This is a genomic window from Microbacterium sp. NPDC006705, from assembly GCF_044903545.1.
GTDB classification, from domain to species: Bacteria; Actinomycetota; Actinomycetes; order Actinomycetales; family Microbacteriaceae; genus Microbacterium; species Microbacterium plantarum.
The window spans coordinates 475,250-488,732 of record NZ_JBJDQQ010000001.1 but is presented as its reverse complement, the minus strand read 5'-3'; the positions used below and the strand labels follow the sequence as shown (position 1 = coordinate 488,732).

Below are 13,483 nucleotides of genomic sequence, written 5' to 3'. Positions count from 1 at the left end.
CATGGACCCGCGGTCGATGCGCAGCCGAGAGGCACTGCGCCGGGCCGCGCTCGATCTGGCCGCTGTTCGTCCGCTTGCGGATCTGTCGGTCTCCGAGATCTGCCGCACGGCCGGCGTGACACGCGATACGTTCTACCGTCACGCGGATTCGCCCGTCGCGCTCGTCGCCGACGCGCTGAGCGTCGAGTTGGCGGAGGCTCTCTCCGACGTCGGCGAGCTCGACTCGCTCTCGACAGCCGAGGCCCTGCTGCTCTCGCACGTCAAGAAGCGAGCCGACGTGTACCGCGGGGCGCTGCATCCTTCGCTCGCCGCACCTATTCGTGGCGTGCTCGAGCGGGTCGTCGCCGGCGGCCTCGAGGAATGGCTCGCGCGGCATCCCGAGATCGAGCCGCCCGCGATGGACGACCAGCCGACGCGAGAGATCGCCGTCGCGTACGCGGCGGGCGGGACGGTCGCGGCGATCGAGGTCTGGCTGCGCTCCGGCGCGGACGACGTGGCGTGGGCGACGAGGGCGATCCTCGCCGCATCACCGGAATGGTGGCTGCGGTAACGCGGCCGAACGAGAGGAGATCACGATGAAGGCAGCAGTGTTCCACGCGAAGGAAGACCTCCGTGTGGAGAACGTCGACGAACCGACGGTGAACGCGGGCCAGGTGAAGCTGAAGAACGCTTTCGCGGGTATCTGCGGGTCGGATCTGCACGTCTACTACGCCCCGGAAGCCGCGGGCCTCACGCTCGACGAGCCGCACCCCGTGACGGGCGCGCAGCTTCCGCAGATCCTCGGTCACGAGTTCGCGGGAACCGTCGTCGAGGTCGGCGACGGGGTCGAGGGGGTCGCGGTCGGCGACCGTGCCGCCGTCTGGCCCGTCTACTACTGCGGCGAGTGCCCCGCGTGCCAGAAGGGCATGTTCAACGCCTGCCAGAAGATCGGGTTCCACGGCCTCAGCTCTCACGGCGGCGGCATGGCGGAATACACGACGGTTCCGGCGTCGATGCTCCACAAGCTCCCCGAGAACGTCGATCTGCGGATGGGCGCCCTCGTCGAGCCCATGGCCGTCGCGTGGCACGCGGTCGAGCGCTCCTTCGTGAAGGCGGGGCAGACCGCGATCGTCGCGGGTGCCGGTCCCATCGGCATCGGCGTCTGGTTCGCTCTCAAGGCTCGCGGTGTCGAGAAGGTCCTCGTCTCAGAGCCGAGCGCCTCGCGGCGTGAGACGATCGCCGCGCTCGGTGCCACGGTCGTCGACCCCGTCTCGGGCGACCTCGCCGCCGCGGTGGCCGAGCTGACCGACGGACGCGGTGCCGACGTCGCGTTCGACGCCGCAGGCGCCGGCCCCGCCATCACGTCGGGACTCGCGAGCCTGGTGCCCGGCGGCCGCCTCGTCGTCGTGGCGATCCACGAGCGCGCGATGGAGTTCTCGCCCACGCAGCTCGTGATGGCGGAGACCGAGATCGCCGGGGCGCTGGCGTACCTGCCGGCCGACTTCGACGCCGTCATCGACGCGATGTCGCGCGGCGTCTACGACACGACGGGATGGGTCGAGGAGGTCCCGATCGACGGTGTCGTCGGCGCCATCGAGAAGCTCCGTGGTGGGGCCGGGGCGAAGATCCTCGTGCGTTCCGACGCCTGACGCCTGACGCCTCGAAGCGAAAGCCCGCGAGTCCGAGTCATCGGTTCGCGGGCTTTCGTGTTCTTGCTGAGCAGGAGCGGAGGTCAGGTGCGGCGCGGCCGCGGCGCCGGCCGCGGCGGGACGGGTTTGGCCGCGACGATGTCCGAGCGACGGATACGTTCGACCCCGCGCTTGCCGTCCACCACGACCAGCTCGTCGTCCGCGCTCAGCAGCTCGCCGAGGGCATCCGTCGCCTGTCCCGTCGGCAGCAGGTAGCGCACGACGACGCGGGCGCCGGGAGCGGGCAGCCTCACCATGCGCCGGGGGAGTAGTCCTTGAGGAAGACCCCGAACAGATCTTCGCCGGCCTCGCCGCGAACGATCGGGTCGTAGACGCGCGCGGCGCCGTCGACGAGGTCGAGCGGGGCGTGGAAGCCTTCCTCGGCCAGACGGACCTTAGTCGGGTGAGGACGCTCGTCGGTGATCCATCCGGTGTCGACGCTCGTCATCAGGATGCCGTCGGTCTCGAACATCTCCCGCGCGCTCGTGCGCGTGAGCATGTTGACGGCGGCCTTGGCCATGTTCGTGTGCGGGTGACCGGGGCCCTTGTAGCCGCGGTTGAAGACGCCCTCCATCGCGCTGACGTTGACGACGTAGGTGCGGCGGGCCGGGCTCGCGGCGAGCGAGGCGCGCAGCTTCGAGACCAGGAGGAAGGGGGCCGTGGTGTTGGCGAGCTGGACCTCGAGCATCTCGAGCGGGTCGACGTCGCCGACGCGCTGCGTCCACGAGTTGACGCTGTCGAGGTCGGGGATGAGTCCGCCCGCGTCGATCGCCGTACCGGCGGCGAGCCGTTCGAGCGAGCTCGAGCCCGCGGCCATCGCCTGCTCGGTTAGCTCGTCTGCGCGCGAGGCTGCGGCGGCGAGGATCGGGTGAGCGTTCACCGAGCGCTCGAGAGCTTGGGGGTGCATGTCGTTGGTGTGGCCGAAGGTGACGAGCTCGGGCAGCGGCCCGTCCGGCAGCGGCGAGAGCTCGGCGTCGACGAGGGGCTGGTAGGCGCCGGGGGAGCGTCGCACCGTTTGGGTGGCGTTATTGATCAGGATGTCGAGCGGACCGGCCGCGGCGACGTCATCCGCGAGCCCGACGACCTGAGCGGGGTCGCGCAGATCGATGCCCACGACCTTGAGCCGGTCGATCCATTCCGCCGAGTCGGGAAGGCTCGTGAACCGGCGGACCGCGTCGCGGGGGAAGCGCGTCGTGATGGTGGTGTGCGCGCCGTCGCGCAGCAGCCGCAGTGCGATGTACATCCCGATCTTGGCGCGCCCGCCGGTGAGCAGCGCCCGGCGTCCCGTGAGATCGGTGCGGGCGTCGCGCTTCGCGTGGCTGAGAGCGGCGCAGTCCGGGCACAGCTGGTGGTAGAAGGCGTCCACGATCGTGTACGGCTGCTTGCAGATGTAGCAGGCGCGCGCCTTGATGAGGGTGCCGGCGATCGGAGCGGTCGTCGACGACGAGATCGGGATGCCGCGGGTCTCGTCGTCGATGCGGTCGGGGGCGCCGGTCGCGGTGGCGTGCACCACGGCGCGGTCGGCGGAGGCAACGGCATCCCGGATCTCACGGCGCCGCACCTTCTTCGCCGCCTTGAACATCGCCGCTGTCGCGCGACGCACCGTGACGTAGTCCGGGTGGGCGTGGTCGATATCGGCGAGCTGCTCCAGAACGCGGAGCGTCGCGGCGAGGTCGGCCGGATCGATGCCGCTGGGCGCTACGGAAGCGGGGGAGATCGTGTCGGGAAGCACACGGAATTCTACGACACCCGGTCTGAACGACTCCGGAGAAGGGGACGACCCCGCCGGAGATGAGATCTCACGGCGGGGCCGTCAGTGAGCCCTGGGAGAAAGTGACCCGAACACCGTCTCTACCGAGCCGCTCACGTACAACAGTGAAACTACGCGGTCGCAGGCGGGGCGTCGGGGTCGTTGACGCCGCGCTTCCGACTCTGCTAGGCGATCAGCGCATCGCCTCGCCGATGTACGAGTACTTCAGGAAGACCTCCGACGCCCAGCCGGCCTCTTCGAGAACGCCCTGGACCGCCGTGAGCATGTAACGGGAGTCCCAACCCATGTAGAGGTAGCTGCCCTCACCGAGCTCGTCCCACTGGCCGTTCCATGCCATCGCCGGGTACACCGGGCCGCCGCGACGAGCACTGAAGTCGACGACGCTCTGACGGGAGTCCACCCAGAGGCGCTTGAAGACGCGGTTGAACAGGTACCGGACGTCAGGCACCTCCCAGTGCTCACCGCGGAACTCGACGTAGTCGAACTCGCGCTGCCAGCCGCGCGGCCAGCCCCGTCGCAGCTTGGCATCCAGGATCGGCGTGAGGTTGTCGTCGTCGATCCCTGTCAGCGCGGGACGGCGCCAGACCTCGACGAAGCGCGCCGCGAGCTCCTCGGTACGCGCCCCGATGGCTGCGGTGTCCCAGCTCGGGCGCTCGGCCACGTCGCGCGACATCTGCACCGAGCTGCCCGCGAGGAGAGGACGCAGCTGCGGGAAGGTCGCGTCTAGCGCGCGCTCCGCGCGATCCTGTTCGAGCAGCGTGAGGTTGCCGATCGTGTGCGCCAGGGCGCGGTGGCTGTTCTGCTCGTCTTCGCTGTAATCGGCGAAGCGTCGCGTGCCGTCTCCCGACCAGTCGTCGCCGGCACCGGCAGGGAAGACCGGCGAAACGTCGAGGAGGTCTGCGGGATCCACGTCGGCGAGGCGGCCGAGAACGTAGCGCGGGTGGGGGAGGTCGCTGTACTTGAGTCCGACGCGCACGCGCTCGTCCGAGGGCGTTATTCGCGCGATGGCGCGGGTCAGCGCGTCCGGCCCCTCGGCGTACGCACGGCACAGCCGTGCGACGAGCCGCTCCGTCGCGATGCCGACGACGACACGGCGCAGCAGGAGCGACTGGATGTCTTCGAGACGGGCGATCAGCTCGTCGCGGGGCAGGATGCCGGCGCGCTGGTCGTGAACGAGCCGCATCGCGAGCGGGAACATCTGACGTCCCAGCACCGCGAGGTAGCCGAGCTGCCGGCCGACCTCGGGGTCGTCGCTCGTGGCCGGGTCGAGGAGCTCGCGGTAGATCTCCGAGAACGTCCGCCAGCTCGTCGCGTGCTCCCGCAGGCTGCCGATGTCGAGCCGGGGGAACTGCTGCCGGAAGACGTCGTAGACGCCGCGTCCTCCGGTGATGAGCACCTCGCGCCCCGTGAGCATGACGAGGTAGTGGTTCCAGAATGACCCGATCGCGTCGCCGGTGTTCTGCTCGATCGGGAGCCAGTACTCCTGCTCGATCTCGTTCTGCTCGCCGTGCGTGAGCCCCATCAGCACGTAGTTGTGAATGAGCTCGTGGTCGCGCAGCGGCTCGCCCGTGGAGTTCAGGCTCTCGAAGATCTGCTGAGCGTTGGCCTGCGCCCCCAGAGTGATGGCGACGTGCTCGAGCTTCTGCAGGCCGCGCCACAGCGCGGCGGCCTCGCCGGGCCGGATCTGGCTGCGGAAGAACGCGTAGTTGTCGTCGAAGCGCGAGGCGCGCTGCTCGTCTTCGGGGGAGCGCCGGTCGAGGACGACGCTCTCGAAGACGTCGGCCCAGGCTCGGTGGGGACGGAGCTTGGTGCGCGTCGGGTCGTCGGCGCGGACGAGCACCGCCTCGAGCTCCCGCGCGAGGTCGGGATCGTCGTCGCGCAGCGTGTGGTGGAGTGCCGCGACGAGCAGCATCAGGGTCGTGATCCGCTGCTGACCATCGATGAGCACGAGCTGCGCGTCGTCGTCGGACGAGGTGCTCGCGGTGGAGAGGATCGATCCGATGAAGTGGGTATGAGTGTCGTCGGAGGCCGACACCGACCGGATGTCGCCGAGCAGCTGCTCGCACCCGCCGATGTCCCAGCGGTACTGCCGCTGATAGACCGGGACGACGATGGTGGTCTCGGATGCCGAGAGCCAGCCGATCGTGTTGACGGCGGTCGCTTCGACATTCGTGGCAGTGCTCATGTTCTCCGAAATCGCTCCTCGAAAACCCCGGACGAGTCTACCGGCGTGCCCGGAACCCCTAGGTAGGCTGACCTAAGTCGGGCCTGTAAAAACTTCGCTTGTCCGACAGAAAGGTCATGATCCGTCATGGGTTACATCAAGTCCGCTGCCCTCGAGGAGACCGGCTACGTCGTCCTCGACCGCTACAACAAGGAGATCGATCCGAAGGAGTGGCTCGACGTCGAGTACGTCGACTGGAAGTCCTCCGGCGACACCCGTTTCGCTCCGCTGGCCTCGGCCAAGGGTGAGATCGAGTGCAACGGTTTCTGGAACCACAAGCCGCCGCGCACCGACAAGGACGGCGTGTGGATCGACTCGCAGACCGCGATCGCTCCGACGCTGACCGCGCGTGCGCAGGAGCCCGGCGCCAACGTCGGCCGCTGCCGCATCATCGAGCTGCAGCCGAACACGTACGCCGACTGCCTCTACAACCTGCACCAGGACGACAACAACCGCCTCAACCCCGACGGCACGGGCTGGGTCGTTCGCGGCTTCTTCAACCTGACGGATGACAAGACGAGCTACTTCGTGCTCCGTGAGAACCGCACCGACCCCAGCGAGGAGACCCGCATCGCGCTGCCCGCCGGTGCGCAGCTCATCGTCGACACCCAGCGCCTGTGGCACGCGGCAGCTCACTACGGTGACGAGCCGCGCTACTGCCTCATCACCTCGTGGGAGTCGGGTCCCGAGCTCGATGCGTACATCGCCAAGTACAACGGCGTGAACAAGGTGGAGAGCTACCCGGTCGACCAGGAGACCCTCGACGCCGGCCAGATCGAGCAGGAGCGCCGCATCGCCGCTCGTGCCGCCGCGCTCGCAGCACGCGGTCAGCAGGAGGTCATCGCGATGAGCGAGGCCTGAGCCTCGGACTCGCCTGAAGGGGAGGTGTCGGCTGCGGCCGGCACCTCCCTTCTTCGTCCTTCGCGGTGGGACCAAATACCGTGTTGCTTTCTGTTGCTTTGCGTGTGAATGCGTTGTAACGTGTGGGCATCCGAAGGAGGATGTCGTGTACGCAATGGAGCGCCAGCAGCTCATCGAACGAATGCTCGCCGCCCACGGTCGCGTGGCCGTCGTCGACCTCGCTTCGCGTTTCGATGTCACGACCGAGACGGTCCGGCGCGACCTCGCGGCCCTGGAGGAGACCGGCGTTCTCCGCCGGGTTCACGGCGGCGCGGTGTCGGCGGAGCGCGTCAGCACCGCCGAGCCATCCGTCGCGGAACGCTCCCAGCGCCACTCGGCGGCCAAGGAACGGATCGCCCGGCGTGCTCTGGCAGCGCTCCCGTCCGGCACCGGATCGATCTACGTGGATGCCGGCACGACCACCGGCGCCTTCGCGGACGCACTCATCGAGCGCAGTGCGCCGACCGGGCTCGAGGTCGTCACCCATTCGATGACGATCGCCCATTCGCTCGCCGGAGCGGCCGGTATCGGCCTGACGGCGATCGGCGGACGCGTTCGGGGCCTCACCGCGGCGGCCGTCGGATCGGATACCGTCGGCGCCATCACGCGGCTGCGGCCCGACGTCGCCTTCCTCGGCACGAACGGCATCGCCCAAGATGCCGGACTCACGACGCCCGACCCCGACGAGGCCGCCGTGAAGCGCGCCATCGTCGCCGGAGCCCGACGCGTGATCCTCCTCGTCGATGCCGACAAGTTCGACGCCGAACTGCTCGTGTCGTTCGCCGACCTCTCGGACCTCGACGTCGTCGTGACCGACCGGGAGCCGGATTCGGAGCTCGCCCGCGCCCTGCGCGAGGCCGACGTGGAGGTATGGATCGCATGATCGTGACCCTGACGGTGCACCCGTCGCTCGACCGGACCATCTCGATCGATGCGTCGTTGCGCGTCGGCGAGGTGCAGACGGCGTCCGCCGTCCGCGAGGATGCCGGCGGCAAGGGCATCAACGTCGCGCGCGTGCTGCACGCGTCGGGGGTCGACAGTCTCGCCGTGCTTCCCCTGGACCCCGCCGACCCGTTCGCTGCGGTGCTGGCGGACGGGGATGTCGACGTGCGCACGGTCGCGGTGCACGGCCGCACTCGCGCGAACATCGCGGTCACAGACCCGACCGGCGAGACGACGAAGATCAATCTCCCCGGTGTGGCTCTGAGCGCGGCCGACCTCGACGACGTGATCGACGTCGTCGCGCAGTGCGCGCGCGGTGCCCAGTGGCTCGTGCTCGCCGGCTCGCTCGCGCCCGGCCTGCCGGATGACGCCTACGTCCGCGTCATCCGCGCGGTTCGCGACCGGTTGGGGGAGGAAGCCCCACGGATCGCTGTCGACACGTCGGGAGCCGCGCTGCGCGCCGTCGTCGCGGACGGACGTCCCGACCTCATCAAGCCCAACGACGAGGAGCTCGCCGATCTCTTGGGCGCGCCGCTGCCGGCGGCCGACACCCTCGCCGACGCCGTCCACCTCGCGTCTCGCGAGCTGGTCCCCGCGGCGGTCGGCGCGGCGCTGGTCACCCTCGGTGGCGACGGTGCGGTCTTCGTCTCCGACCGCGGCGCGTGGGCAGCGACTCCGCCCCCCACCCGCGTCCGCAGCACGGTCGGTGCCGGTGACAGCTCGCTCGCGGGCTTCCTCCTCGCCGACTCGCGCGGCGCGGACCCCGCAGCCGCGCTCGTCTCCGCCATCCGGTACGGCTCGGCGGCCGCGGCGCTCGAGGGAACGCAAGCCCCGACGCCGACCGATCTCCCCACCGCGGACATCCCCGTCCGCGCGCTCCATCACTGATCCGAACGACCCGCAACACTCGAACCAGGAGGACACCGTGTCCGACACCATCACCCCGGAGCTCGTCAGCCTCGACGCGCCCCTCGGGACCGACAAGAAAGACGTCATCCGCGCCCTCGCTCGCCTCGTCGCAGCGCAGGGCCGCGCCACGGACGCCGACGCCCTCGCGAAAGACGCCATCGCGCGCGAAGAGAAGGACGAGACCGGGCTTCCCGGCGGCATCGCGATCCCGCACGCGAAGAGCGCTGCGGTGACCCAGGCCTCGCTCGCGTTCGCTCGACTGAAGCCGGGCGTGGCATTCGGAGCCCCCGACGGCCCGGCCGACCTCGTCTTCCTCATCGCCGCGCCCGAGAACGCCGCTGAAGAGCACCTCGCGGTGCTGTCGCGTCTCGCCCGCAGCCTGATGCAGGACTCGTTCACGAGCGACCTCCGCGCCGCGGCATCCGCCGACGACGTCGTGCGTACGGTTCGCGCGGCGATCGGCGAGGGCGATGCCGCCCCAGCACCCGCTGCCGCCGCGCCGACGGCCACCTCGGCCGCGCCGGCTGAGGCCACCGCCGGCGACCTGACGATCGACGGCCGTCCCGCCCGCATCGTCGCCGTGACCTCCTGCGCGACGGGCATCGCCCACACCTTCATGGCTGCCGACGCGCTGGCTGCCGCAGGTAAGGAAGCCGGGATCGACCTCGTGGTCGAACCCCAGGGCTCCAGCGGCTACCAGGCGCTGCCGGCATCCGTCATCGACAACGCCGACGCGGTCATCTTCGCCACCGACGTCGACGTCCGTGAGATCTCACGGTTCGCCGGCAAGCCGGTGATCCGTTCGGGCGTCAAGCGCGGCATCGAGCAGCCCGCGCAGATGATCCGTGAGGCCGTCGCCGCCGCGTCCAACCCGAACGCCGCCCGCGTCAGCGGTGCGGCAGCGGATGCGGGTTCCGGTGCGGGCACCGCGTCGCAGAATCTGTCGTGGGGCGCGAAGATCCAGCGCATCCTGCTCACGGGCGTCAGCTACATGATCCCCTTCGTCGCCGGCGGCGGTCTGCTGATCGCCCTCGGTTTCGCCCTCGGCGGCTACGAGGTCACCGAGAACGCGAAGAACGTCATCATCGACAACGCGCTGTGGAACCTGCCCACGACCGACATCACTTCACCGTTCGGGCCGCTCGGCCAGTACCTCGGGTCGGTGGCGTTCATGATCGGCTCGACGTCCATGGGCTTCCTGGTGGCCGCCCTCGCGGGCTACATCGCCTACGCGATCGCCGACCGTCCGGGCATCGCGCCCGGATTCGTCGCCGGTGCGATCGCCGTCACGATGAGCGCCGGCTTCATCGGCGGCATCATCGGCGGTTTCCTCGCCGGCTTCGTGGCCTGGTGGCTCGGGCGCCTCGCCGCCCCGCGCTGGCTGCGCGGTCTGATGCCCGTGGTCATCATCCCGCTGCTCGGTTCGATCGTCGCCTCGGGTCTCATGATCCTGTTCCTCGGCCGGCCGATCGCCGCGCTCATGGCGCTCCTGACCGACGGGCTCACGAACCTCACCCAGAGCGGTGCGGGCCTCATCGTCGTCGGCGTGATCCTGGGCCTGATGATGTGCTTCGACCTCGGCGGTCCGATCAACAAGGTCGCCTACGTCTTCGCGACGACCGGACTCGCGGCCGCCTCCACCGAGAACACCGCGCCGTACCTCATCATGGCTGCCGTCATGACTGCCGGCATGGTGCCGCCGCTGGCCCTGGCACTCGCATCGACCGTACTCGCGCGTCCGCTCTTCACGCCGGTCGAGCGCGAGAACGGCAAGGCGGCATGGCTGCTGGGCGCCTCGTTCATCAGTGAGGGTGCGATCCCGTTCGCGGCGGCCGACCCGCTGCGCGTCATCCCGGCCTCCCTCGTCGGCGGGGCGATTACCGGTGCGCTGAGCATGTGGTTCGGCGTCCAGAGCTTCGCTCCGCACGGCGGCGTGTTCGTGCTGTTCGCCATCTCCCCGGTGTGGGGTTTCTTCGTCGCGCTTCTGGCGGGTACCGTCGTTTCTGCGCTGTTGCTCGTCGTACTCAAGAAGTACGTCCGCAAGAGCTCCACCGCCCCGGCCCCGGCCGCGGCGACCGCGACCGTCTGAGGAGACACCACCATGGCAGAACGCACCGCCACCATCGCGAGCAGCTCCGGACTGCACGCCCGCCCCGCGAAGCTCTTCGTGCAGGAGGTGCAGTCGAAGGGCGTTCCCGTCACGATCGCCGTCGAGGGCGGCCCCGACCTGAACGCCGGCAGTATCCTGAGCATCATGGGCCTGGGCGCCTCGCAGGGGTCGGTCGTGACGCTCAAGGCCGAGGGTGAGGGTGCCGAGAAGGCTCTCGACGAACTCGTCGCCTTCCTCGAGATCGACCACGACGCGGCCTGATCCGCTCGGAACACACGGATGCCGTGGACCTTCGGGTCCACGGCATCCGTCGTTTCCGCGCGGCTCAGATGTCGGTGGAGTCGCCCGGGTCCAGGGCGACGAAGCCGCCGCCGTTCTGCTGGGCCGCCCACGTCAGCCGCTCGCGCCCCATCGCGAGGCCCGCCGGTGAGAGAGTCATGTCGTGGGTCGCGAAGACCCGCTGCGGCTTGACCTCGAGCACGAAGTCCATCGCGTCGCCGATCTTCAGCCAGGGGGCGCCGACGGGCGCCGCCAGAAGCTCCACTTTCGCTCCCTTGGGCACGGCGTACGAGTCACCGGGGTAGTAGAACGCGTCGTCGACGAGGACGCCGACGTTGTCGATCACCGGGATCGACTCGTGGATGACCGCGTGGCGTCCGCCGAAGAACTCGAGGCTGAACGGACCCGCTTCGAGCTTGTCGCCGGGGGAGACCTCGCGGATGTCGAACCCCGCGGCCGCACGCACGACACCCTCCGGGCCGTAGACGGGAATGTTCGGGAACTGCTCGAGGATCGTCGACAGGTGCTGCGACGTCCAGTGGTCGGGGTGCTCGTGCGTGACGACGACAGCCACGACGTCATGCAGATCCTCGAGCGGCGAGGTGAACGTGCCGGGGTCGATGATCAGGGTCTTGCCGTCGCGCTCGAGGCGCAGGCAGGCGTGTTCGTGCTTGGTGACATGCATGCCCTCAGTCAACGCCCGACACGCCCGAGAGGGCAATGGGGGCCTCGATTTTGCCGGATGCGCGAGCCCGTGGCATACTTTAACGGTTGCCTCCGGAGCCCCGGGGAAGACAAAAAAGTACGGCCCCATCGTATAGCGGCCTAGTACGCCGCCCTCTCACGGCGGTAACGCGGGTTCGAATCCCGCTGGGGTCACCACTGCGAAACGCCCATCCGATCGGATGGGCGTTTCGCGTTTCTCGGGAACCGGCCTCCGGCCCCGCGAGGTCAGTCGCCGGTGGAGCTCCGTCGCGCTCGGCGCCGGCGCGTCGTCGAGACGACGAGCCAGATCAGCGCGGCGGTGAGACCGATCACGACGAGCCAGGGCAGCAGGAACCCGAGCGCCACGACGATCCCGTTGAAGGTGGCGATGAGCCCGTTCCACCCCGTCGCGAGTCCGTCGCCGAAGCCCGCGGGATCGGCGTCCACCTTCTCGGCCGGGGTCTGCAGCTGCACCGTGAGCGACGACAGGGTGACCTGCGACTCGAGCGCGGTGAGCTGCTGCCGCAGCGAGTCGAGCTCGGCCTGCCGGTCCGCGAGAGCAGACTCCGCCGCGATGAGGTCGGCGACCGACCCGGCTTCGCCCATGAGCTCCGTCAGCCGTTCGACCGATGCCTGCCCGGCGGCCACCCGGGCGCGGAGGTCGGTCGTCTGCGTTGTCACGTCGTCGCGTGAGACCTGCGAGCTCTCGACTTCGCCGACGTCCGCGAGCGCAGCGATGGCCTCCTCGAGGCTCGCTGCGGGAACCCGGACGGACACCCAGGCCGAGCCGGCGGAGGCAGGCCAGACCGCGCGGTCATCCGCGTACGGCAGCGCGCCCGCCGCCGTGCCCCCGAGACTCATCGACTCGACATAGCCGCCCGCGGCGACGGCGGCCTCGGCGATCGATTCCGCCGCGTCACGGGGATCGTCGGCGATCACTGTGGCGGACGCTGTGGCGATGACGTCGCGCCCGGCGGGGGAGTCGGACACGGCGCCGGAGGCCGACCCCTCATCGGTCGAGCCGTCCAACGCGAACGGCTCGGGCTGCGCCGCCGAGTCGCCGGCGTCTCGCGACACTTCGCCGTTCTCCATCGTGCCGAAGAACCCCTCCGGGGCTGTGGCGGGCGCGACGGAGGATACCCCGCCGCTGCTGCTCGTCAGCTGCGGCGCGATGGCCGCGGCCACGACGATCACGGCTGCTGCGGCGCCGGACACGCCCCACCAGGCCCGCCGCCGTCGTGTCCGCTGCGCCGCGGTCCGCTCAGCCGAGGCGCGGCGTTCGGCCCGCTCGCGCGAGATGTCCGCGAACAGAGCCTCTTCGATCGCATCGATACGGCTGTCATCCAGGGCGGGTAGATCGTTCATGACTGCTCCGGTTCAACGCTCGAGCGGACGAATGTGCGGATGCGGGAGAGCCGGTTCCGGACCGTCCCGTGGCTGACGCCGAGCTGGTCGGCTGCTGCTTGATACGCGAACCCCTCCGCGGCGCAGAGCCGGAAGATGTCCTGGTCGAGGGGGCTCAGCGAGCCGACGGCCGCGAGGATGCGTTCGACGAGATCGCTCCGCACGACCTGCCGCTCGACGTCCACCGTGTCGGCGACCTCGGCGGCGTCCTCATCCGTCGTGTGGCGTCGTTCCCGTTGCCGTCGGCGGATGCGGTTCGCGCACTGGAACCGGCAGATGGTTACGAGCCACGGCAGCAGCGACTCGCCCGCCAGCTCGAGCTCGGGCAGTTTGCGCCACGCCACCAGGAACGTCTCCTGCGTGACGTCCTCGGCCTCGACGCGATCGCCCAGCAGGCCATGCGCGAGCCAGTACACCGGTCGCACGTAGGCGCGATAGAGCGTACGGAAGGCGTGCTCACTTCCGGACGCCGCAGCTTCGACGAGCTCGGCATCACCGCGTGTGATCGTGTCGACCATGCGTCTGAGTTCCTTCCCTCATCCCATCAGTGTCGCGTCGTCGCGAACCGTCTC

Annotated in this window: 13 protein-coding genes and 1 tRNA gene; 8 read left to right on the top strand and 6 right to left on the bottom strand. The window is 69.7% G+C overall.

Annotation, left to right across the window (positions count from 1 at the left end):
• Position 1 precedes the first annotated feature (1 nt).
• Positions 2-550, top strand: coding sequence for a TetR/AcrR family transcriptional regulator (locus ACI2K6_RS02305; protein ID WP_114589313.1), 549 nt, complete (start codon positions 2-4; stop codon positions 548-550).
• A gap of 25 nt (positions 551-575) precedes the next feature.
• The gene (locus ACI2K6_RS02300) at positions 576-1,628 is read left to right on the top strand and encodes a 2,3-butanediol dehydrogenase (RefSeq protein ID WP_269266439.1); all 1,053 of its coding nucleotides are present in this window, start codon (positions 576-578) and stop codon (positions 1,626-1,628) included.
• 83 nt (positions 1,629-1,711) lie between these two features.
• Here the strand turns inward: ACI2K6_RS02300 and ACI2K6_RS02295 are convergent, their stop codons facing one another.
• The 3 genes from ACI2K6_RS02295 to ACI2K6_RS02285 form a co-directional block, all read right to left on the bottom strand.
• Positions 1,712-1,924 carry a hypothetical protein gene (locus ACI2K6_RS02295; protein ID WP_274177788.1) on the bottom strand — a complete coding sequence of 71 codons (213 nt, stop codon included), beginning with the start codon at positions 1,922-1,924 and terminating at the stop codon, positions 1,712-1,714.
• A complete protein-coding gene (locus ACI2K6_RS02290) occupies positions 1,918-3,399 on the bottom strand; it encodes an SDR family NAD(P)-dependent oxidoreductase (RefSeq protein WP_094261688.1) in 1,482 nt (493 codons plus the stop codon). The genes ACI2K6_RS02295 and ACI2K6_RS02290 overlap by 7 nt, the downstream gene beginning before the upstream one ends.
• A 211-nt stretch (positions 3,400-3,610) precedes the next feature.
• On the bottom strand, positions 3,611-5,623 hold the full coding sequence (locus tag ACI2K6_RS02285; RefSeq protein ID WP_323987610.1) for a DUF262 domain-containing protein: 2,013 nt from the start codon (positions 5,621-5,623) through the stop codon (positions 3,611-3,613).
• Between the two features lie 126 nt (positions 5,624-5,749).
• Here ACI2K6_RS02285 and ACI2K6_RS02280 point away from each other — a divergent pair, with 126 nt between their 5' ends.
• The 5 genes from ACI2K6_RS02280 to ACI2K6_RS02260 all read left to right on the top strand — a co-directional run bounded on the left by ACI2K6_RS02280 (position 5,750) and on the right by ACI2K6_RS02260 (position 10,784).
• The gene (locus ACI2K6_RS02280; RefSeq protein ID WP_023951035.1) at positions 5,750-6,523 is read left to right on the top strand and encodes a hypothetical protein; all 774 of its coding nucleotides are present in this window, start codon (positions 5,750-5,752) and stop codon (positions 6,521-6,523) included.
• 145 nt (positions 6,524-6,668) lie between these two features.
• Entirely contained in the window at positions 6,669-7,445 is a 777-nt protein-coding gene (locus tag ACI2K6_RS02275) for a DeoR/GlpR family DNA-binding transcription regulator (protein ID WP_404567960.1), read from the top strand.
• The gene (locus ACI2K6_RS02270) at positions 7,442-8,392 is read left to right on the top strand and encodes a 1-phosphofructokinase family hexose kinase (RefSeq protein WP_282502498.1); all 951 of its coding nucleotides are present in this window, start codon (positions 7,442-7,444) and stop codon (positions 8,390-8,392) included. Before ACI2K6_RS02275 ends, ACI2K6_RS02270 begins: the two co-directional genes overlap by 4 nt.
• A 37-nt stretch (positions 8,393-8,429) precedes the next feature.
• Complete coding sequence (locus ACI2K6_RS02265) at positions 8,430-10,502, top strand: fructose-specific PTS transporter subunit EIIC (protein ID WP_404567958.1); 2,073 nt, start codon at positions 8,430-8,432, stop codon at positions 10,500-10,502.
• Positions 10,503-10,514: 12 nt separating this feature from the next.
• On the top strand, positions 10,515-10,784 hold the full coding sequence (locus ACI2K6_RS02260; protein ID WP_023951028.1) for an HPr family phosphocarrier protein: 270 nt from the start codon (positions 10,515-10,517) through the stop codon (positions 10,782-10,784).
• A gap of 64 nt (positions 10,785-10,848) precedes the next feature.
• Here ACI2K6_RS02260 and ACI2K6_RS02255 read toward each other — a convergent pair whose 3' ends face one another.
• Positions 10,849-11,487, bottom strand: a complete 639-nt coding sequence (locus ACI2K6_RS02255; RefSeq protein WP_404567956.1) for an MBL fold metallo-hydrolase — start codon at positions 11,485-11,487, stop codon at positions 10,849-10,851.
• A 121-nt stretch (positions 11,488-11,608) separates the two neighbouring features.
• On the opposite strand from ACI2K6_RS02255, the gene ACI2K6_RS02250 reads away from it, so the two are divergent.
• Positions 11,609-11,684: transfer RNA gene (locus ACI2K6_RS02250), tRNA-Glu, on the top strand.
• Between the two features lie 69 nt (positions 11,685-11,753).
• On the opposite strand, the gene ACI2K6_RS02245 is transcribed toward ACI2K6_RS02250, so the two are convergent.
• Together ACI2K6_RS02245 and ACI2K6_RS02240 are read right to left on the bottom strand one after the other, a co-directional pair.
• Complete coding sequence (locus tag ACI2K6_RS02245) at positions 11,754-12,872, bottom strand: DUF4349 domain-containing protein (RefSeq protein ID WP_404567954.1); 1,119 nt, start codon at positions 12,870-12,872, stop codon at positions 11,754-11,756.
• Positions 12,869-13,429 (bottom strand): RNA polymerase sigma factor, encoded by a 561-nt coding sequence (locus ACI2K6_RS02240; protein WP_404567952.1) that lies wholly within the window; start codon positions 13,427-13,429, stop codon positions 12,869-12,871. Before ACI2K6_RS02240 ends, ACI2K6_RS02245 begins: the two co-directional genes overlap by 4 nt.
• Positions 13,430-13,483: the final 54 nt, after the last annotated feature.